19 protein-coding genes are annotated in these 20,208 nt (G+C 42.8%); 16 read left to right on the forward strand and 3 right to left on the reverse strand.

What is annotated here, in order from left to right; all coding sequences use genetic code 11:
* Positions 1 to 19: 19 nt before the first annotated feature.
* From F9Y84_RS10935 to F9Y84_RS10945, 3 genes are all read right to left on the reverse strand, one after another.
* Positions 20 to 3,607 carry a hypothetical protein gene (locus F9Y84_RS10935; protein ID WP_147388763.1) on the reverse strand — a complete coding sequence of 1,196 codons (3,588 nt, stop codon included), beginning with the start codon at positions 3,605 to 3,607 and terminating at the stop codon, positions 20 to 22.
* Positions 3,608 to 3,734: 127 nt separating this feature from the next.
* A complete protein-coding gene (locus F9Y84_RS10940) occupies positions 3,735 to 4,040 on the reverse strand; it encodes a hypothetical protein (protein WP_125253655.1) in 306 nt (101 codons plus the stop codon).
* A 166-nt stretch (positions 4,041 to 4,206) separates the two neighbouring features.
* Positions 4,207 to 4,407 carry a hypothetical protein gene (locus F9Y84_RS10945; protein ID WP_128732327.1) on the reverse strand — a complete coding sequence of 67 codons (201 nt, stop codon included), beginning with the start codon at positions 4,405 to 4,407 and terminating at the stop codon, positions 4,207 to 4,209.
* 439 nt (positions 4,408 to 4,846) lie between these two features.
* Here F9Y84_RS10945 and F9Y84_RS10950 point away from each other — a divergent pair, with 439 nt between their 5' ends.
* The 16 genes from F9Y84_RS10950 (at position 4,847) to glmU (ending at position 20,176) form a co-directional block, all read left to right on the forward strand.
* Positions 4,847 to 5,644, forward strand: a complete 798-nt coding sequence (locus F9Y84_RS10950) for an isocitrate lyase/PEP mutase family protein (RefSeq protein WP_147388762.1) — start codon at positions 4,847 to 4,849, stop codon at positions 5,642 to 5,644.
* A gap of 409 nt (positions 5,645 to 6,053) precedes the next feature.
* The gene (locus F9Y84_RS10955) at positions 6,054 to 6,491 is read left to right on the forward strand and encodes a flavodoxin domain-containing protein (protein WP_147388761.1); all 438 of its coding nucleotides are present in this window, start codon (positions 6,054 to 6,056) and stop codon (positions 6,489 to 6,491) included.
* A gap of 421 nt (positions 6,492 to 6,912) precedes the next feature.
* Positions 6,913 to 8,802 carry a tRNA uridine-5-carboxymethylaminomethyl(34) synthesis enzyme MnmG gene (gene mnmG / locus F9Y84_RS10960; protein ID WP_147388760.1) on the forward strand — a complete coding sequence of 630 codons (1,890 nt, stop codon included), beginning with the start codon at positions 6,913 to 6,915 and terminating at the stop codon, positions 8,800 to 8,802.
* A 15-nt stretch (positions 8,803 to 8,817) separates the two neighbouring features.
* Positions 8,818 to 9,438 (forward strand): 16S rRNA (guanine(527)-N(7))-methyltransferase RsmG, encoded by a 621-nt coding sequence (rsmG, locus tag F9Y84_RS10965; RefSeq protein WP_125253650.1) that lies wholly within the window; start codon positions 8,818 to 8,820, stop codon positions 9,436 to 9,438.
* A 14-nt stretch (positions 9,439 to 9,452) separates the two neighbouring features.
* Positions 9,453 to 10,238 carry a ParA family protein gene (locus F9Y84_RS10970; RefSeq protein ID WP_147388759.1) on the forward strand — a complete coding sequence of 262 codons (786 nt, stop codon included), beginning with the start codon at positions 9,453 to 9,455 and terminating at the stop codon, positions 10,236 to 10,238.
* 15 nt (positions 10,239 to 10,253) lie between these two features.
* Entirely contained in the window at positions 10,254 to 11,192 is a 939-nt protein-coding gene (locus F9Y84_RS10975) for a ParB/RepB/Spo0J family partition protein (RefSeq protein WP_147388758.1), read from the forward strand.
* A gap of 334 nt (positions 11,193 to 11,526) precedes the next feature.
* Entirely contained in the window at positions 11,527 to 11,907 is a 381-nt protein-coding gene (locus tag F9Y84_RS10980) for an ATP synthase subunit I (protein WP_125253647.1), read from the forward strand.
* A gap of 15 nt (positions 11,908 to 11,922) precedes the next feature.
* A complete protein-coding gene (gene atpB / locus F9Y84_RS10985) occupies positions 11,923 to 12,780 on the forward strand; it encodes a F0F1 ATP synthase subunit A (RefSeq protein ID WP_125253646.1) in 858 nt (285 codons plus the stop codon).
* Between the two features lie 78 nt (positions 12,781 to 12,858).
* Positions 12,859 to 13,092, forward strand: coding sequence for a F0F1 ATP synthase subunit C (gene atpE / locus F9Y84_RS10990; protein WP_010376881.1), 234 nt, complete (start codon positions 12,859 to 12,861; stop codon positions 13,090 to 13,092).
* A 49-nt stretch (positions 13,093 to 13,141) separates the two neighbouring features.
* Positions 13,142 to 13,612: a F0F1 ATP synthase subunit B gene (atpF, locus tag F9Y84_RS10995; protein ID WP_010376882.1), complete on the forward strand. Its 471-nt coding sequence runs from the start codon at positions 13,142 to 13,144 to the stop codon at positions 13,610 to 13,612.
* 15 nt (positions 13,613 to 13,627) lie between these two features.
* Positions 13,628 to 14,161, forward strand: a complete 534-nt coding sequence (gene atpH, locus F9Y84_RS11000; RefSeq protein ID WP_125253645.1) for a F0F1 ATP synthase subunit delta — start codon at positions 13,628 to 13,630, stop codon at positions 14,159 to 14,161.
* Between the two features lie 14 nt (positions 14,162 to 14,175).
* Positions 14,176 to 15,717, forward strand: coding sequence for a F0F1 ATP synthase subunit alpha (gene atpA, locus F9Y84_RS11005; protein WP_125253644.1), 1,542 nt, complete (start codon positions 14,176 to 14,178; stop codon positions 15,715 to 15,717).
* A 52-nt stretch (positions 15,718 to 15,769) separates the two neighbouring features.
* Positions 15,770 to 16,630 (forward strand): F0F1 ATP synthase subunit gamma, encoded by an 861-nt coding sequence (gene atpG, locus F9Y84_RS11010; protein WP_125253643.1) that lies wholly within the window; start codon positions 15,770 to 15,772, stop codon positions 16,628 to 16,630.
* 32 nt (positions 16,631 to 16,662) lie between these two features.
* Positions 16,663 to 18,048 carry a F0F1 ATP synthase subunit beta gene (gene atpD, locus F9Y84_RS11015; RefSeq protein WP_128732332.1) on the forward strand — a complete coding sequence of 462 codons (1,386 nt, stop codon included), beginning with the start codon at positions 16,663 to 16,665 and terminating at the stop codon, positions 18,046 to 18,048.
* A 13-nt stretch (positions 18,049 to 18,061) separates the two neighbouring features.
* The gene (locus F9Y84_RS11020; RefSeq protein ID WP_147388757.1) at positions 18,062 to 18,478 is read left to right on the forward strand and encodes a F0F1 ATP synthase subunit epsilon; all 417 of its coding nucleotides are present in this window, start codon (positions 18,062 to 18,064) and stop codon (positions 18,476 to 18,478) included.
* Between the two features lie 339 nt (positions 18,479 to 18,817).
* Positions 18,818 to 20,176 (forward strand): bifunctional UDP-N-acetylglucosamine diphosphorylase/glucosamine-1-phosphate N-acetyltransferase GlmU, encoded by a 1,359-nt coding sequence (gene glmU / locus F9Y84_RS11025; RefSeq protein ID WP_147388756.1) that lies wholly within the window; start codon positions 18,818 to 18,820, stop codon positions 20,174 to 20,176.
* Positions 20,177 to 20,208: the final 32 nt, after the last annotated feature.

The raw sequence follows: 20,208 nt of genomic DNA on the forward strand, positions 1-20,208 counted from the left end.
GGAATGAGCTGAACTCAGGTTAGCTACAGTAATGGCTGACTGCTTCTTTTACCTTACGAGATTTGTCTTTTTTCAATGGAGCTAGCAATACTTCAGCATCTGCTTCTTGGCTTAATATTTCAGGAAGTTCAGCGCGGCGACCTGCGTGTAAGTAGCTCAAACTCTGTTTAAAACTGCCATATTGGCCACGGGCATGTGCCACAATAAACTCACGACACACATCAAAATGGCTGCGCTTAATACAAAACAGCACCAAGTGTTCAGGTTTAATGCCGATCTCAAATAACCAGGCAAGTAAAAATGCCATACCGGTCTCGGATGCTTCACCTTCATACTCATCGCTGGTTGATAGGTAAGTCTCAAAATCAATTTCATTGTGTGCCAGTTGATGTAACAACCAAGGTTGCTCCATTTGCGCTTCAATTAATTTAAAGCCGCGATAGTCATGATTGAGCAGCAGACGTACCAGTTTGTTTCGACGCTTAACATCTAGCATCCACACAAATTGACGCAGACTATACATGTGGTATTCATCGGCATCGATACGCATAAACTCGGTGAATATTTGCTCTTTGAACAGCGCAGCCATGGCGTCAAACTCTATTTCGTTATCTAGATAAGCCATCGTTTGTTCAACAATCCCGTTAATACGATTGCACTGCACTTGAAGTTCAGCAACGCGCTTTACAATAGCAGCACGTTCAACCTGCTCTGAGAATACCAATAAGGGTCCCGATGGCAGTCTGTCTTCATACCAAGCAAGCGGCACCTCATGATCGGCCATCACAATCACGTAATTGTCTCCTTGCTGCTGCAACACAGTGCAGGCTTCCCAACTTCGACCATCAACATGACAAGGTTTATCATGTATTGAAAGGCTATCTGCCACAATGGTTTTATACAGCTTCTTTGGTAACTTTTCACCTTCACCGAAATACAGACAATCCTTACCTGACTCATGTGCCAGCGCATGCTCCCAAGAGTGCAGATTTAATTGCACAAAAATATCTATCGTACGGCGCAAGTCATGATCAAAGTCCACTGCAACTTCAGGATGTTTGAGTGATACATGATGTAAAAACTCAACTTTCGTGCGCTCATTAATATACGCAAGTCCCCGTTCCATGGCTTTGGCTTTTTTACGCCCCATGCTGCCAAACATACTGGTATCATCACTGACTATTTCGCTGTAAATCTCTATCCAATTTACGTAACGCCCGAAGTCATAACGTTGATAACTCATTTCATAGGCATTCAGAATACCGCTATCTATTCCAGCTTTAGTTAAGTGCTCATAGACATCAATCCCATCGAGTATATTGTTAAACTCTATATCCCAATGATCATCTGAATAAGCACGAAGCACATTGCGTGCAACCCTAACAGGCGCCAGTGCAATAATAAATTGCCACAAACGATCTGCTTTATTTTGTAAGGGTAAAGGTAATTGCCGCAACCAAAATGCGGCTAAGGTAAAGCGCTGAAAGTCATCATCATGATCTTTAAAAAGCTGATAGCTGGGTTGCTGCTCACTAAATTTGTTTAAGTAAAGGTCGCCGAGACAGCACTCATCTCGATACAAGTGTGGCTGTACTAGTGCCAATATACTGGTCAAATCATCTTGCGGCGTGTCTGCAGTAAAGTGTTCGCAGATCCGCGCTATTTGCTCCTCAGATAATCCCAGATTTTCGGGGTTATAACGGTCTGACTTTTTATGACATTTTTTAATTATGTGCTGGGCAGCGAGTTGCCAAATATGATTATCGTTAAGATAAGTTACCAGTGCCTCTGTAATATCATCGCCAATACGCTGATTGTAATCACTGTGAAGGTGATAACTGGCCAGTGTCATTAAGCCCATATCCAATTGCGGCCACTGCTCTGGATGGCAAAGCGCACGAGATGAGCGAAAATGCTCGTCAACCAACTTTAGATGCTTGCGACACAGTAATTCATCGTGATTAGTAAAGTGGCGAAATATCGATTGAATATTTTTGGCTTTAGCACTTTCTACTGCGCTTTCAATATCAGATAAGGAGAGTTGAGTGTAGCGCTGATAATAGGCTTCTCTAGAAAGTAGCGCCTCATCACCTTCGGTAAGTGATGCCATCATATATTTACTAAACTCACGTTTGCCTAGAGCATGGTAAAATACGTCAATCACGCGCAAGTATTGCTGAGCACGAGCTTGTAGTAAGTTAGTTTCTGTATCTTTGCGTACCGTAAGCGTCAATACCAAACCATTTGGTTGTGTACATTCAACTTCTTCACTGAAGTGATCAGTCAGTAGATCGCCCCGTACAAGATTGAGCACCGATTTCAACTCGTTGGCTATGCCTTGGTTGTTGTGCTCGAAACTAACCAATTGATCAACAAAATGCTCAGCCATATCACTGGCATGCACTTTTGCTAATTCAAATACATCTACTTCACAGAGTGTTTCTAACACTGTGTGTGGCTCACCACTTTCAATATAGCGCCACAATGACTCACCTTGTGGCATAGCTAGCACTAAGGGCTTCAATAAATTGCTACCGTAGTTAAGCTCATATTTTCTCTCGTCTCTGGCGAGATAGGCGCGATAGTTTGCACGCGCAGTAATAGCACTTTGTGCTATTTTAACGAGCGGCCCTACAACCTGTGATTGGACTTTTTGCTGTAAATCATACGCTTCATTTTCGAGCGTGTTGCCAAAAAACGGCATTGCCATAAAGCTATCTTTGGCTTCTTCATCGTCATAAAAACAGGTATGAGGGAATAGCGATTGGTATAGAGACACGACGGGTTGATAAGCACTTAAGTCTTCTTCTTCACCTTCATCGCACATAGTATCGATACGCTCAAGTAATGCAGGTTCAGCTTTGAAACGTGCAATAACTAACGCTTTAAACGGTTCATAGAACTCCGGGTGCTGGCATAAATATTCCCCCAGAGGCTGGTGACTACAATCATCACTATATTGATCATTTTGGAACATACCAGATCTAAAGCTATCGTTGTCACACCATATAAATGCTTTGATTATTTCATTGTGCCAGCCATGCTCATGAAGTAACGAACTTAAATAGCTTTCGTAACCGCAGGCATGTTCATCATCCCAATAAGGCACAAAAAACTGTGCAAGCAAGTAGGCATATCGTATATCTGTCTTTGCAAGCATATATAATGCTTCTACGCCAAATACCCGCATATCATCTAGCCACATTTCATCTGTATTGTTTTGGCGTCGACTATAAGCGACGATGGCTTTGGCAGTTTCTACAACAACCTCTTTAATTTCGGAATATTGCAGCGCAGCTGCAAACAGAATAACCTCAGAAATATAAGTTTCAGTATCATCATCTATCGGATGATTATAGTGGTGAGAGCCACCTTCTTGGCCTAAGTTTAATGCAGATTGTAGCAACTTAAGGTTGTTGCCGCTGTCTTGTGGTTGTAGGCGGCGATCACCGTCTTTTCCCCGTTGCTTAAATTCAATATCAAATTGACTATCGCTAAAAGCCCTATCCTCATCTAATAAAGCTTTATATTGTGTTAATGCTAATTTGATTTGTTGCGGGTCTTGAATATCCAGCGTGATAATCTGGTTTTTATCGAATTGATTCATGTCGTTATTTCTAATTGGATTTAACGTATAGCCGCACTAATCGGACTATAGAGTAGAAAAAATAATGAAGCACAGTTATGTAAACTGCGGTGATTTCAAGTAAATATTAAAAAGCAGCGGGTGTCGATTACGAGCTAGTATCGTCCTCTTGTAGCTCTTTTAACCTGTCGACGTCTATTTGGCAGTCCTGCTTTGCCTTTTTCTGTTGATCGGGTGTCATATCATCCCAATGAATATAACCACCATGTGTGTATGATGACTTGTATAAATAGTTGGCGAACTTTTTGCTCACAGTACCAGAGACAAGTCCTGTTACTGAACCATGTTTATCGGCGGCCCATAGTGCAACACGTTTAAATTCCAGCTCTCCAGAAGCGCTAATACGAAATGAATACCAATCTTTAGCGGCACTGATGCGCAGTTTCTTCTCCATGCTTTACCTTTTAATGTTCCTTAAAGTCGAAAGCATTATTTCCAATCTTAATCATGAGGTCAATACAACATATAAAATTAAGTCTTTGAATTATATTAATAAAAAGTAAAGTATAAGGTAATATCGTTGGCAACAACACATATACCAACGATATTAAATCTATGTATTAGATGGGCTTAACAGGGTGTAGTACCGAAGATTCAGGTCTAACAGGGTGTAATACTGAAGACTCAGGTCTCACTGGGTGCAGTACTGAAGATTCAGGTCTAACAGGATGTAAAACAGACGACGCTGGGTCTAATGGATCCAAAACACCACTACCACCAGAAATACTAGATAGCACACTTTTTTCAATTAATTTTTTCATGTTTTTTCCTTAACTTTACGGTTATGTAACGGCTAGTAATAAGCACCTTGTTTATATCGACTTATCTGGAATGAGAATAAATCGATAAAACATCTCATTGCCCAAGCAAAATCCAGTTTTGATGTAAAAGTAAAAACGTTTACCAAAGCAATCCTTGCTATTTTGTACAATTCACAATCAGTATTAACATCAAAGCGAATGGGATAACAAATAATGAGAAAATAAACAAAAAGTTTATTTATCAATGACATAAAATTTTATAAAAATACGGGAATTGTTGAAAACTTCTTCACATGTATGAAAATCATACATATTTTTCAAGTAAGCGACTCACCTTACTTTTTTGTGAAAATACGTATAAAAATGTTGAGTGCCGAATGTGGCCGGTTTGTTCTGACAAGAATATTTATGCTAAGTATTTAAACTTACGAGAAATAAAATGAATAAACGAACAATTTTTAAAGCCCTTCATCAAAACCCCAACCCCCTCTTTATTGCTAATTGTTGGGATCCTTTATCGGCACTTATTATTGAGCAAGCTGGTGGCCAAGCAGTTGCAACAACAAGTTGGGGCATGTCTAATCACCAAGGCTTTAAAGATGGAGAACAACTCACATTTGATCATGTGCTACAAATAGTCAGTGCCATTCTTAAGGTGATCACTATTCCCTTAAGCGTTGATATTGAGGCAGGCTACAGCGCGGATCAAAGTCAGATCATCAAGCATATTATTCAATTGGCAGATCTTGGTGTTGCAGGTATCAATATTGAAGACACGCCCAGTCATCAGAACGATTTACGTGATATTCAAGCACACCAGTCATTACTATATGCTATCAGGCAAGCATTACGTGACGCTGGTTTTAAACACTTTTTTATCAATGCACGTTGCGATCTTTGCTTACAACCACAATGGAATGAAACAGCATTACTTAAACGTGCACTCGCTTATCAAGAAGCGGGTTGCGATGGCTTTTTTATTCCCGGTTTAACTGAACTTGTCACGATAAAGCGCCTGACTACTCTACTTTCGATTCCAGTTAACGTAATGTTGATGCTCGGACTAAGTGATAAACAGCAGCTCACAGAATTGGGCGTCAAACGTATCTCATCCGGAAATGCACTGAGCGATCACGTGATAGCGCAGCAGGTGTCAGTAACTAAAAGGATGCTTAAAGAAGCAACAGTTGACTTCTTATTTGAACACTCTGTCGGCATAACATGGCAGTCAAATTAAATTAATGGCTAGATCTCCCGGTTTTTTTAGATTCTTTTATTATATGGATCTAACTATATAGATCTAAAAAAACCGATCAACTTCAACCATTTAGATCGTTATCCACAATCGCTAATCCACAACCTTACTGCTTGCATCCATAATGGCGATATCAACCACTTATTAATGCAAAACATCACCTAGGCTACGTACAGTTAAACTCAACTGGCTCATAGATTATCCACAAGTAAATCACCTACAAACCATAAGGAATATTTTATTTTCTTCTTTAAATTCATAGCCATAATTAAAAAACTAAAAAATCAAACAGAATTTGAGCAAAAAAAATTCCCACAACGTAAGTGTTACTCTTTACATATTCACGTTAATCGCTAAGATGTCGCGCACTAGAAGCTTAGGTAAGGTAATAATGCAAACTTTAGATCTGATCGTTGGTAGTCAAATGGGGTCAGCAGAATATGTTGCAGAACAAGTAGTAGAGTCACTTGAATCCCATGGCATTGCAGTGAACCTACATGAGCAGCCAGAGCTTGAGGCATGTCAACAAACACTATGGCTGGTGGTCACATCAACCTATGGTGCTGGAGACTATCCTGAAAACCTATTGCCTTTTATATCAGCCCTAAACGATACAACAGATCTCCAAGGCCTGCGCTTTGCAGTGATAGGGATTGGCGACTCAAGTTATGACACCTTTAACTATGCAGCACTTAATCTTGCAGCCTTGTTAAAAGAGAAAGGAGCGACATTGCTGGTCGACGTGGAAAAGATCGATGTATTACAGCCTGATCTACCAGAAGATACCGCTATTGCTTGGCTACCTAAGTTTATCGACAGCATCGCTTAATGAGGCGATCATAAATACACAGAAGTTATACACAAATTTAGTCTATTTTAGATCGCATTGTGGATAACCTCTGATCTAACTGCAGATCTAAGGTTACTTATCCATTGGATAAAATAATCAAGATCTAAGCCTGTGAATAAAGTGCCAAGTTGATCAAAGGTTTTAAGCCTGTTGATCCGATCTAATTCACATCAATTGATCTAAGCTAAGCAGTTGGATCTAAAAAGGAATACAAAACTATTCACAGATCATAGGATCAGTAATAGTAAGATCAATAAAGATCTTTAAAAAGATCCTTATATATTTTAAGAGATCTCTTTTTTGCGTTGTCTAAAGTTTAACCATTTCACTTCTGGTTAATTCTAGGTAGAATACGCATCCTTTCTAAATTTGCTCGGTTGTTTTAAGTAGGATCCCGTAAATGATTTATCATGAACATTTTGATGTCATCGTTGTTGGTGGTGGACACGCAGGCACAGAAGCTGCACTCGCAGCAGCCCGAATGGGTATGAATACCTTATTGTTAACACACAATATGGATACCTTAGGCCAAATGTCATGTAACCCGGCAATTGGTGGAATTGGTAAAGGTCATTTAGTAAAAGAGATCGATGCACTTGGCGGTGCAATGGCCACGGCTATCGACAAAGGTGGGATCCAGTTTAGAACATTAAATTCATCTAAAGGTCCAGCGGTACGGGCAACTCGGGCTCAAGCAGATCGCGCATTATATAAAGCCGCGATCCAAGATATTTTACAACACCAAGATAACTTAAAGATCTTCCAACAATCTTGTGATGATCTCATTGTTGAAGGGGATCAGGTCAAAGGTGTTGTGACACAGATGGGATTACGTTTTAGTGCTTCTTCTGTGGTGCTAACGGTTGGTACCTTCTTGGGTGGTCAGATCCATATTGGTTTAGAAAACTTTAAAGGCGGCCGTGCTGGCGATCCACCTTCTATTGCCCTAGCTGAACGTTTACGTGAAATGCCATTCCGCGTTGATCGTCTAAAAACGGGTACACCACCACGTATCGACGCACGAACGGTTGATTTTTCAGTGATGCAAGAGCAACCAGGCGATACCCCTACTCCGGTTTTCTCATTTATGGGTAAAGTGTCTGATCATCCAAAACAGATCCCATGCTATATCACCTATACCAATGAAAAAACTCATGAAGTGATCCGCAATAATTTGCATCGCTCACCTATGTATGCTGGTGTGATTGAAGGTATAGGTCCACGTTACTGCCCTTCTATTGAAGATAAAATTGTACGTTTTGCTGATAAAGAAAAGCATCAGATATTTGTTGAGCCTGAGGGGCTAACTTCTTACGAGTTATATCCAAATGGTATTTCCACCAGCTTACCATTTGATATTCAGCTAGAGATCGTGCGTTCGATCCAAGGTTTTGAAAATGCTCATATCTGCCGTCCTGGTTATGCAATAGAATATGATTTCTTCGATCCACGTGACCTTAAACAGTCACTAGAAACAAAGTTTATCAATGGCCTGTTCTTTGCTGGTCAAATCAATGGTACCACTGGTTATGAAGAAGCTGGTGCTCAGGGCCTGATCGCGGGTATGAACGCGGCACTTCAGGTTCAAGGTCGTGAAGCATGGACTCCTCGCCGTGATGAAGCTTATGCCGGTGTGCTGATTGATGACTTAGCAACATTAGGCACCAAAGAACCTTATCGTATGTTTACTTCCCGTGCAGAGTACCGCTTGTTATTACGTGAAGATAATGCAGATTTACGATTAACTGAAAAAGGCCGCGAGCTAGGTCTTGTTAATGATGAACGCTGGGCAGCTTACAATGAAAAGCTTGAAGTCATGGAACAAGAAGCACAGCGTTTACGCAACACTTGGATCCATAAAGATCATCCAGCACTTGATGCGGTAAACGAACTGCTGAAAAAGCCACTCGTACGCGAAGCCAGTCTTGAAGATTTAATCCGTCGCCCGGAAGTTAATTACCATGATCTCATGTCAATAGAAGGGCTAGGATCTGAGTTTGATAACATCCCTGCTCTTGAGCAAGTTGAGATCCAGACTAAGTACGCAGGCTACATTGCGCGTCAGCAGGATGAGATAAATAAACAGCTACGTCATGAAGAAACAGTATTGCCAGTGGATTTTGATTATAGCCAGGTAAGTGGCCTGTCAAATGAGGTTGTGGCAAAGCTAACTGATGCGCGTCCACAAACGATTGGCCAAGCTTCACGTATTTCTGGTATCACCCCTGCTGCTATTTCGCTATTATTAGTGTATCTGAAAAAGCAAGGGCTATTGCGTAAGTCGGCGTAATAGCAGTGGAACACTGTGTTATTAGAACAATTGAATGAATTACTCGCTGATACCTCAATCGAGCTCAGCGAACAACAAAAGCAGCAGTTGGTCGACTATGTCCAACTGCTGGATAAATGGAATAAAGCTTACAATCTCACTTCCGTTCGAGACCCTAAAGAAATGATGGTGAAACACATCATGGATTCTTTAGTCGTCGCACCGCATTTAACAGGTAGCAATTATATTGATGTTGGCACAGGTCCTGGTTTACCTGGCATGGTGTTAGCGATTGCTAGACCGGACATCAATTTTGTTCTTCTTGATAGCCTTGGTAAAAGAGTCCGATTTTTAATGCAGGTAAAACATGGGCTTGGCATTGATAATGTCACCCCTGTGCAGTCTCGTGTTGAAGAATATCAACCAAGTGTTAAATTAGACGGTGTACTCAGCCGTGCTTTTGCATCACTACAAGATATGATCCAGTGGTGCTCGCATTTAATCGATGACCAAGGTGTATTCTTAGCGCTTAAGGGACAGTACCCTGCTGATGAGCTAGAAAAGCTACCAAACGGTGTGAGTTTATCGCAAGATATTAGCTTAGTGGTGCCTAAACTAGACGGTGAGCGCCATTTAATCATTCTTTCTAAAGATTAATTGTCGAGGACAATGTGGCAAGAATCATTGCAATAGCAAACCAAAAAGGTGGTGTTGGTAAAACAACCACTGCGGTGAATTTGGCCGCGTCCATGGCGGCGACAAAACGTAAAGTATTACTGATCGATCTCGATCCTCAAGGTAATGCAACGATGGGAAGCGGTGTCGATAAATATGGTGATGTGGCGACGGTGTATGATCTGTTGATAGAAGAGTCACCTATCGATCAAGTCATCTCAACTGAAACTAGCGGTGAGTATCATTTGATCGCAGCGAATGGCGATGTAACGGCAGCTGAAGTCAAACTAATGGAGTTATTTGCCCGTGAAGTTAGATTGCGCAATGCGTTAGAAACCGTCAAAGATAAATATGAATATATATTTATTGACTGCCCACCTTCTCTCAATATGCTCACGGTTAATGCGATGGCAGCAGCTGATGCGGTGTTAGTGCCTATGCAGTGTGAGTATTATGCACTTGAAGGGTTGACCGCCTTGATGGATACCATCACTCAATTGGGCAAATTGGTAAATCCTGGATTGCAAATTGAAGGTATTTTACGCACCATGTACGATCCGCGTAATCGCCTTGCAAACGATGTATCCGAACAGCTAAAGCAGCACTTTGGCGATAAAGTGTATCGTACTGTGATCCCACGGAATGTGCGCTTGGCGGAAGCACCAAGTTTTGGTGCTCCAGCGATGTATTATGATAGAGCATCCAGTGGTGCAAAAGCCTATCTTGCTCTTGCAGGGGAAATGTTAAGACGCAAAGAAAAGCAAGCAGCTGCGGTTGCCTAAGAGGATAAAAAGAACATGTCGGTTAAAAAACGAGGTTTAGGCCGAGGGTTGGATGCCCTTTTGAGTTCGGCGAAACCTAATCCAAGTGCATCTGCACCTGCTACGGCCGCTGAGCAGCCGGTGACTGCCGAAAGTGAACCTAGTGCAGAGCCAGTTATCGAGCAAGAGTTACAACGTTTACCCATAGAGTGGCTAGTGCCGGGTAAATACCAGCCGCGTAAAGATATGTCTGAACAGGCACTGGAAGAACTTGCCAGCTCAATTCGATCTCAGGGAATTTTGCAACCTATCGTGGTGCGTAAAGTGTCAGCTCAACAGTTCGAGATCATCGCCGGTGAGCGACGTTGGCGTGCTGCGCAGTTAGCCAAGCAAGACACAGTCCCTTGCTTAGTTAAAGATGTTCCTGATGAAGCCGCGGTTGCCATTGCATTGATCGAAAACATTCAGCGTGAAGATCTTAATGCGATGGAAGAGGCAATAGCACTTGATAGGTTATTAAATGAATTTGAGCTAACACATCAACAAGTGGCAGATGCTGTGGGTAAATCTCGTACCACAGTGACTAACTTACTGCGCTTAAACAATCTCAATGACGATGTAAAAGTATTGTTAGAGCATGGTGATATTGAAATGGGTCACGCGCGTTGTTTGTTAGCACTCAGTGGTGAAGCCCAATCAGAAGCTGCTAGAACGGCTGTTGCTAAGGGGTTAACGGTTAGGGAAACCGAAAAACTGGTACGTACAATTCTAGAACCAGTTGAGGAAAAAGCTGTTAAGCAAAAAGATCCTGATGTGAAGCTATTGGAACAGCAACTACAGGAAAACCTGGGTGCAAAAGTTGAGATTAACTATAACCAAAAAGGCAAAGGTAAACTGGTTATCTCTTATGCGAGCTTAGATGAACTCGATGGTATCTTAGGGCGTATTAACCCTGAGATGAACGATGCCAATTAAGATTAAAATGTTGACTAAAAGCACTGCTATTTTTTGTGTTTGAGTCCAACTAGCTAAGCCCCCTAGCCTAACTGGTAATGTGGTGTTGAGTCAGACATCACATTACCGTCTTTACAGTTTATTGTGCAGCCCCAAACAACAGAGCTTCGCTGTAAAAGCAATTACCTTCGAAGTGCGACCAATCTACGTGCTCTTACTTAACAAAATATGACCTATTTGGAGTCCAAAAAACGTCACATTTCATCGCGTCAAGTTGCAAATTAAGCAGAAACAAGTATAATTTCGCCAGTTTTCATACCCTGATAAAATTTAACGTCATTAAGGTTAATATAAAGTGACTCATTCGTTAGCCCGTCCATATCGGCGAGCCGCATTAAAAGGTGTTTTGATTCAGGGTATCGTAGCATTAATTGCTGCAGTAATCGTTTTTATGGGTTGGGGAGTACAAGCCGGAGTTTCAGCATTAGCTGGCGGGGCTGTGTTAGTACTCCCTAATTTTGTATTTGCTGCTTATGCTTTTCGTTTTATGGGCGCGAGCAAAGCAAATCAAGTATATTCCTCGATAAAACGAGGAAATGGATTAAAATTTTTGCTAACTGTTGTGCTCTTTGCACTGATTTTTAAGCATTTTTCAGTAATGATGCTGCCATTCTTTGGTGTGTATATGCTCGTGATGCTAACACAATGGTTAGTCCTGATTTTTTTTAATCATTAACTTTTGGGATAAAACATGGCTGCAGAAGAAGTTACTCTATCAAGCCATATTCAGCACCACTTGACCAATGCCAAGATGTGCTCGACCGATGCCGGTCTTGCCTTCAACAAAGCATGTGCGGATAGTGGTTTCTGGACATGGCATGTAGATACCCTCGCATGGTCAATCGGTTTAGGTCTGATATTTTTATGGATCTTCCGAAGTGCCGCTAAAAAATCCACTATAGGTGTTCCTGGTAAATTCCAGTGCTTTATCGAAATGGTTGTTGAGTTCGTTGGTGCCAACGTTCGCGATACTTATCACGGTAACAGCAAGTTAGTTGCACCTTTGGCCCTAACGATTTTCGTTTGGGTATTCCTAATGAACTTGATGGACTTAGTTCCAGTTGACTTCCTACCTGCATTTGCCGGCTTTGTTGGTGAACAAGCATTTGGTATGGACTCACACGATGTATACATGAAGATTGTACCTACAACAGACTTAAATATGACTGCGGCACTGGCGCTAGGTGTGTTTATTCTGATGATCGGTTATTCAATTAAAATCAAAGGCATCGGTGGCTTTATTGCAGAATTAACATTGCACCCATTTAGCTCTAAGAACAAGCTAATGATGGCAATCTTAATTCCATTTAACTTGTTACTTGAGACAATCGCACTAGTGGCTAAGCCATTCTCACTAGCACTGCGTTTGTTTGGTAACTTGTACGCTGGTGAGATGATTTTCATCCTTATCGGTGCAATTGGTTTAATGCAGTTACCACTGCACTTCGTGTGGGCAGTATTCCACATTATGGTAATCGTACTGCAAGCATTTGTATTTATGATGCTAACTATCGTTTACCTCAGCATGGCTAGTACAGAAAGTCACTAATCAGCTGAATAATAAAGATTTTTTATACTTAAATTTAAACTTTAACTTTAATTTACTATTGAAACTTTGGAGATAAAAATGGAAATCGCAGTTGCTATTAAACTTATCGCTGTTGCACTACTAATCGGTTTTGGTGCTATCGGTACTGCACTAGGCTTCGGTAACATGGGTGGTAAGTTCCTAGAAGCATGTGCTCGTCAACCTGAGCTTGCGCCTTCACTACAAGTTAAAATGTTCATCCTAGCTGGTCTTATCGATGCCGTTGCAATGATCGGTGTAGGTATCGCTATGTACATGTTGTTCGCTCTTTAATATTGCAAAATACCTGAAACGAACAACTGTCAAGTAAGGAGGAGCGGTCGTGAACTTAAACGCCACTCTAATAGGTGAATTAATCGCATTTGTGGTCTTCGTATGGTTCTGTATGAAGTTCGTATGGCCACCACTAAATGGTGCGATTGAAGCTCGCCAAAAGAAAATCGAAGATGGTTTAGCAGCATCTGATGAAGCTGAAAAAGAACTTGAGCGCGTACGTGCACAAGGCGCTGAACAGCTCAAAGAAGCGAAAGCACAAGCGGCTGAAATCATCGAACAAGCTAAGAAGCGTGCTGCGCTAATTGTTGACGAAGAGACAACTCGTGGTCAGCAAGAGCGTGAAAAAATCATTGCTCAGGGACACTCTGAAATTGAGTCTGAGCGCAACCGTGTGAAAGAAGAGCTGCGTTCACAAGTCGCTGCACTTTCTATCGCAGGCGCTGAGAAGATTTTAGAACGTGAAATCAATCAAGCCACACACAGTGACATCGTTGAAAAACTTGTCGCTGAGCTTTAAGCAGGGGGTATGAGCATGTCTGAATTGACTACTATCGCTCGCCCATACGCTAAAGCGGCTTTTGAACTTGCCGTTGAAAAAGGCACAGTTGAAGCTTGGAATGAAATGCTGTTCTTCGCTGGTCAAGTTACCAGCGATGAGCAGGTTCAGGCACTACTAGGTAGCATTGCTACTGAAACACAGCAGTCTGAAATCATTATCAAGTTATGTGCTGAGCAACTCAACGAACAAGGTCAAAACCTTATCAAGCTGATGGCCGAAAATGAGCGTTTAGCTGCCATTCCAGCTGTTGCAGAATTGTTTGCTGAATTTAAAGCAGATTATGACAAAGAAATCGAAGTAGATGTGGTTTCGGCAACAGCGCTTGCGGATGATGCGCAAGCAAAATTGGTCGCGGCACTTGAGAAACGTTTCGCACGCAAAGTTAAGCTGAATTGTAGCATCGACGAAGCCATTGTAAGTGGCCTAGTGATTAAAGCCGGTGACACCGTAATTGACGGTTCTGTTCGCGGCAAGTTAGATCGTCTTGCGACGTCGCTACAATCGTAATTGGGAAAAAGAGCATGCAACTTAATTCCACAGAAATTTCTGCACTGATCAAGCAACGCATTGAACAGTTTGAAGTTGTAAGTGAAGCGCGTAACGAAGGTACTATCGTATCTGTTACCGACGGTATCATCCGCATCCACGGTCTTGCTGACTGTATGCAGGGTGAGATGATTGAGCTTCCTGGCAACCGTTATGCTATCGCACTAAACCTTGAGCGTGACTCAGTAGGTGCTGTAGTAATGGGTCCATACGCAGACCTTAAAGAAGGCGTAAAAGTTAAATCAACTGGTCGTATCCTTGAAGTACCAGTAGGCCGTGGTCTACTTGGTCGTGTTGTTAACACACTTGGTGAGCCAATCGACGGTAAAGGCGCTGTTGATAACGATGGTTTTGAACCAGTTGAAAAAATCGCACCTGGCGTAATCGAGCGTCAATCAGTAGATGAGCCAGTACAAACTGGTTATAAGTCTATCGATGCGATGATCCCAGTTGGTCGTGGTCAGCGTGAGCTTGTGATCGGTGACCGTCAGACTGGTAAAACAGCACTAGCAATCGATGCTATCATCAACCAAAAAGACACAGGCGTTAAGTGTGTGTACGTAGCGGTTGGTCAAAAAGCGTCAACAATTGCAAACGTAGTACGTAAACTAGAAGAGCACGGTGCACTTGAGAACACGATTGTTGTTGTTGCTTCGGCGTCAGAATCAGCAGCACTTCAGTTCCTAGCGCCATTCTCTGGTTGTACTATGGGTGAATACTTCCGTGACCGTGGTGAAGATGCACTAATCGTATATGATGATTTGTCTAAGCAAGCTGTTGCTTACCGTCAAATCTCACTACTACTTAAGCGCCCACCAGGCCGTGAAGCATACCCAGGTGACGTATTCTACCTTCACTCACGTCTTCTAGAGCGTGCGTCACGTGTAAACGCTGACTACGTTGAGAAGTTCACAAATGGTGAAGTTAAAGGTAAAACAGGTTCATTGACGGCATTGCCAATCATTGAAACTCAAGGTGGTGACGTTTCTGCATTCGTACCTACCAACGTTATCTCAATCACTGACGGTCAGATCTTCTTGGAAACTGACTTGTTCAACGCAGGTATCCGTCCAGCGGTTAACGCTGGTATCTCGGTATCTCGTGTAGGTGGTGCAGCGCAAACTAAAATTGTTAAGAAACTAGGTGGTGGTATCCGTCTAGCGCTAGCTCAGTACCGTGAACTAGCGGCGTTCTCTCAGTTCGCTTCTGACCTTGACGATGCAACTCGTGCACAGCTTGAACACGGTGAGCGTGTAACAGAGCTAATGAAGCAGAAACAGTACGCACCAATGTCTGTTGCTGATATGTCATTATCGCTATTTGCAGTAGAGAAAGGCTTCTTAAAAGGCATCGAAATCAACAAGATCCTTGATTTTGAAGCAAGCCTAATCGCATTTGCTAAGAGCGAGTACGCAGAGCTAATGGCTCAAATCAATGAAACTGGTAACTACAACGCCGAGATCGAAGCGCAGCTTAAAGAACTTCTAGAGAAGTTCAAATCTACGCAAACTTGGTAATGTGTTATTAAGGTGAGTAGGGAACTACTCACCGAGATTCGGAGAGAGAGTCATGGCCAGCGGAAAAGAGATAAAAAGCAAGATCGGGAGTATCAAGAATACTCAAAAGATCACCAGCGCAATGGAGATGGTTGCCGCTTCTAAAATGAAGAAGGCACAAGAACGCGTAGCGTCTAGTCGTCCATACGCTGAAAACTTACGCAAAGTGATCGGTCGTGTTGCTCAGGCTAATCTTGACTTCACTCACCCGTTCTTACAAGAACGCGAAGTGAAGCGAGTTGGTTACATTGTTATCTCTACAGACCGTGGTCTATGTGGTGGTTTGAACTCAAACGAGTTCAAAAAAGTAGTAAGAGACGCAAAAGCGTGGAAAGACAAAGGGGTTGAGGCAACGTTCGCAGCTCTAGGCAGCAAAGCTGCTGGTTTCTTTAAGCGTTTTGGCGGTGAGCTAGAAGCCAAGAAGACCGGGTTAGGAGATACGCCTTCAGTTCAGGATATTATTGGTCCTGTAAAAGTAATGCTTAAAGCATTTGAAGAAGGCAAAATTGACCGCTTATTCGTTGTGTACAACCAGTTTGTCAACACAATGAAACAAGAGCCTGTTATCGATCAGTTATTACCTTTGCCAAAAGCTGAAGAAGATGTATCAGCTCACGCTTGGGATTATCTATATGAGCCAAGCCCAGAGGCGATTTTAGAGACACTATTAGTGCGCTTTATTGAGTCTCAGGTCTACCAAGGTGTAGTTGAGAATGCTGCCTCTGAACAAGCTGCCCGTATGGTTGCGATGAAAGCCGCAACAGATAATGCAGGTGGCCTGATTGATGAGCTACAGCTGGTATACAACAAGGCACGTCAGGCCGCAATCACACAAGAAATTAGTGAGATTGTGAGCGGTTCGGCTGCCGTATAACGCTTCGGCAAAGTTTAATAAGAGGAATAGACATGAGTTTAGGTAAGGTCGTCCAAATTATCGGCGCCGTTGTGGACATCGAGTTTCCACAAGACAACGTGCCAGCCGTATATGACGCACTAAAAGTTACAGAAGGCGACTTAGCTGGTTTGACACTAGAAGTGCAACAGCAGCTAGGTGGCGGTGTGGTACGTGGTATCGCACTAGGTAGTACTGACGGTCTACGTCGTGGTACTCCAGTACAAGGTACAGCTGAGCCAATTAAGGTTCCAGTTGGTACAGCAACACTAGGTCGTATCATGAACGTACTTGGTGATGCAATTGATGAAGCAGGCCCTATTGGTGAAGAAGAGCGTTGGTCTATTCACCGTGCAGCACCATCATACGAAGATCAGAGCAACTCAGTTGAACTTCTAGAGACTGGTATCAAGGTTATCGACCTTGTATGTCCATTCGCTAAAGGTGGTAAAGTTGGTCTATTCGGTGGTGCGGGTGTAGGTAAAACCGTAAACATGATGGAACTTATCCGTAACATCGCAATCGAGCACAGCGGTTACTCAGTATTCGCAGGTGTTGGTGAGCGTACTCGTGAGGGTAATGACTTCTACCATGAGATGAACGACTCAAACGTACTAGACAAAGTATCGCTAGTATATGGTCAGATGAACGAGCCACCGGGTAACCGTCTACGTGTTGCACTAACTGGTCTTACAATGGCTGAGAAGTTCCGTGACGAAGGTCGTGACGTACTATTCTTCGTAGATAACATCTACCGTTATACACTAGCAGGTACTGAAGTATCAGCACTTCTAGGTCGTATGCCTTCAGCAGTAGGTTACCAGCCTACACTAGCTGAAGAAATGGGTGTTCTACAGGAGCGTATCGCATCAACTAAGACTGGTTCAATCACTTCAATCCAAGCGGTATACGTACCTGCGGATGACTTGACTGACCCATCTCCAGCAACAACGTTTGCTCACTTAGATGCGACAGTAGTACTTTCTCGTGATATCGCGTCTCTAGGTATTTACCCTGCGGTAGACCCTCTAGATTCAACTTCACGTCAGCTTGACCCACAAGTTATCGGTCAAGAGCACTACGACACAGCACGTGGCGTTCAGACAGTTCTTCAACGTTATAAAGAGCTGAAAGACATCATCGCAATTCTAGGTATGGACGAGCTATCTGACGAAGATAAGCAAGTAGTATCTCGTGCACGTAAGATCCAGCGTTTCCTATCTCAGCCATTCTTCGTTGCTGAGGTATTTACAGGTGCACCTGGTAAATACGTATCTCTTAAAGACACAATCTCTGGCTTTAAGGGCATCCTAAACGGTGATTACGATGATATGCCTGAGCAGGCATTCTACATGGTTGGCTCAATCGACGAAGCAGTTGATAAAGCTAAAAACATGTAATTAGGAGGTTGTTATGGCAATGACAGTACACCTTGACGTAGTAAGTGCAGAGCAGAGTTTATTCTCTGGCGAAGTGGCTACGATTCAAGTGACAGGTAGTGAAGGTGAACTTGGTATTCACCCTGGCCACGCGCCACTACTGACTGGCCTAAAACCTGGTATGGTACGTTTGGTTAAAGCAGATAGCTCAGAAGAAGTTATCTACGTTGCCGGCGGTACGCTTGAAGTTCAACCGAAAACAGTTACCGTCCTTGCGGACGTGGCTATTCGTGCGGATGAAATTGATGAGCAAGCTGCTGAAGACGCTAAACGTGAAGCGCAGGCGCAATTAGCTTCTGGCACTGCAAGCGAGCTGGATTATCAGCGTGCGGCATTGCAGCTTGAAGAGGCTCTTGCTCAACTACGCCTTCTACGCCAGCTGCGCAAATAAGCAGCCGCCTATCTGGTTATCAAAAACCCACGCAATGCGTGGGTTTTTTTATACCTGAGGTTGCTCTGCTTCACACTGATACTCATCGTGATAAGCAATAACCACCGGTGAGCGATAGATGATATCCTAGCTCAGGTTATTTAATAAATTACACTTGAGTCAGTACTTACCTTATTCATTATTCCTCGCTACAATATCGTACAATTTAGTACTCAGTATGTACTTATTGTCTGCTGCTATGTTCGCAGTATTCCTATGCACAATGAAGTGGTTGGATTAAAGGCAAGAGTATTGAACTGTACATTTGTTTTTTGACACAAGAAAAAGGATCCTGTGTTCATGCCGTTAAATACAATTATTCTTGCTGCGGGTAAAGGTACTCGTATGCGCTCTAAATTACCGAAAGTTCTGCACCCGATTGCGGGCAAGCCAATGGTGCAGCATGTTATTGATAATGCTGTTTCACTGGGGGCACACTCGACAAATTTGGTGTTTGGTCATGGTGCTGAGCAATTACAGGCTGCCCTTGCACATAATCAAGTTAACTGGGTGCATCAAGCAGAGCAGCTAGGTACCGGTCATGCGGTTGCCGTTGCAAAAGAGCACATCGCTGATGATGATAAAGTATTGATTTTATACGGTGACGTTCCACTGACAAAAAAAAGCACTTTACAAAGATTGCTTGATGTCACACCTGACAATGGTCTTGCCGTGTTGACTGTGGACTTGGAAAACCCCACAGGGTACGGGCGCATGCTGAGAGAAAATGGTAAGTTGGTTGGCATCGTGGAGCAAAAAGATGCGTCAGACGAGCAGCTAGCGATCACTGAAATTAATACAGGGATCATGGCTGCTAACGGCAAGTTGTTGAAAAAGTGGTTAGGGCAATTATCGAACAATAATGCACAAGGCGAATACTACTTAACAGACATTGTTGCTATGGCACATTCTGAGGGTGTAGAGATAACCTCAGCACAGCCTGACGATAAAATGGAAGTTGAAGGGGCAAACAACCGCGTTCAACTGGCGGCACTGGAGCGCGCTTACCAAGCTTGGCAAGCAACAACATTGATGCTTAATGGTGCAAGCCTTGCGGATCCTGCGCGCATTGATGTACGGGGCCAAGTAACGACAGGAGAAGACGTACAAATTGACGTAAATGTTGTCTTTGAAGGTCGTGTTGAGCTTGGTGATGATGTGGTGATCGGTCCCAATTGCGTACTTAAAAACTGTAAAATTGGTAATAATGTTGTGATTAAAGCCAATACACTTATCGAAGATGCGCAAGTAGCCGATAAATGTACCTTAGGGCCATTTGCACGGCTTCGCCCAGGTGCAATAATGGAGGAAGATTCGCATATTGGTAACTTTGTTGAGATGAAAAAATCTCGTTTGGGCAAAGGTTCAAAGGCCAATCATTTAACCTACCTTGGTGATGCTGATGTTGGTGAAAAAGTAAATATTGGCGCCGGTACCATTACTTGTAACTATGACGGTGTTAATAAATCCAAAACCATCATTGGTGATAATGCGTTTATTGGCTCTAACTCCTCGTTAGTGGCACCCGTGGAAATTGGCAGTACCGCCACGATTGGTGCGGGCTCGGTGATCACCGCGACAGTCAAAGAGAAACAGTTAGCGGTTGCCAGAGGTAAGCAACGTAATATGGATGGCTGGAAACGCCCAAAGAAAAAGTAATTTAATCCGCACTATCATAGAGATAGGATTAA

Origin of the sequence: Pseudoalteromonas peptidolytica, assembly GCF_012641745.1 — a bacterium.
In the GTDB taxonomy this organism is placed as follows: domain Bacteria; phylum Pseudomonadota; class Gammaproteobacteria; order Enterobacterales; family Alteromonadaceae; genus Pseudoalteromonas; species Pseudoalteromonas peptidolytica.

Coding starts and splice junctions, on each gene's coding strand:
- atpA (WP_125253644.1), top strand. CDS start 14,176: ATGCAACTTAATTCCACAGAAATTTCTGCACTGATCAAGCAACGCATT.
- atpD (WP_128732332.1), top strand. CDS start 16,663: ATGAGTTTAGGTAAGGTCGTCCAAATTATCGGCGCCGTTGTGGACATC.
- glmU (WP_147388756.1), top strand. CDS start 18,818: ATGCCGTTAAATACAATTATTCTTGCTGCGGGTAAAGGTACTCGTATG.
- F9Y84_RS10935 (WP_147388763.1), bottom strand. CDS start 3,607: ATGAATCAATTCGATAAAAACCAGATTATCACGCTGGATATTCAAGAC.
- F9Y84_RS10950 (WP_147388762.1), top strand. CDS start 4,847: ATGAATAAACGAACAATTTTTAAAGCCCTTCATCAAAACCCCAACCCC.
- atpH (WP_125253645.1), top strand. CDS start 13,628: ATGTCTGAATTGACTACTATCGCTCGCCCATACGCTAAAGCGGCTTTT.
- F9Y84_RS11020 (WP_147388757.1), top strand. CDS start 18,062: ATGGCAATGACAGTACACCTTGACGTAGTAAGTGCAGAGCAGAGTTTA.
- atpB (WP_125253646.1), top strand. CDS start 11,923: ATGGCTGCAGAAGAAGTTACTCTATCAAGCCATATTCAGCACCACTTG.
- F9Y84_RS10945 (WP_128732327.1), bottom strand. CDS start 4,407: ATGAAAAAATTAATTGAAAAAAGTGTGCTATCTAGTATTTCTGGTGGT.
- atpE (WP_010376881.1), top strand. CDS start 12,859: ATGGAAATCGCAGTTGCTATTAAACTTATCGCTGTTGCACTACTAATC.
- F9Y84_RS10940 (WP_125253655.1), bottom strand. CDS start 4,040: ATGGAGAAGAAACTGCGCATCAGTGCCGCTAAAGATTGGTATTCATTT.
- atpG (WP_125253643.1), top strand. CDS start 15,770: ATGGCCAGCGGAAAAGAGATAAAAAGCAAGATCGGGAGTATCAAGAAT.
- F9Y84_RS10955 (WP_147388761.1), top strand. CDS start 6,054: ATGCAAACTTTAGATCTGATCGTTGGTAGTCAAATGGGGTCAGCAGAA.
- F9Y84_RS10975 (WP_147388758.1), top strand. CDS start 10,254: ATGTCGGTTAAAAAACGAGGTTTAGGCCGAGGGTTGGATGCCCTTTTG.
- mnmG (WP_147388760.1), top strand. CDS start 6,913: ATGATTTATCATGAACATTTTGATGTCATCGTTGTTGGTGGTGGACAC.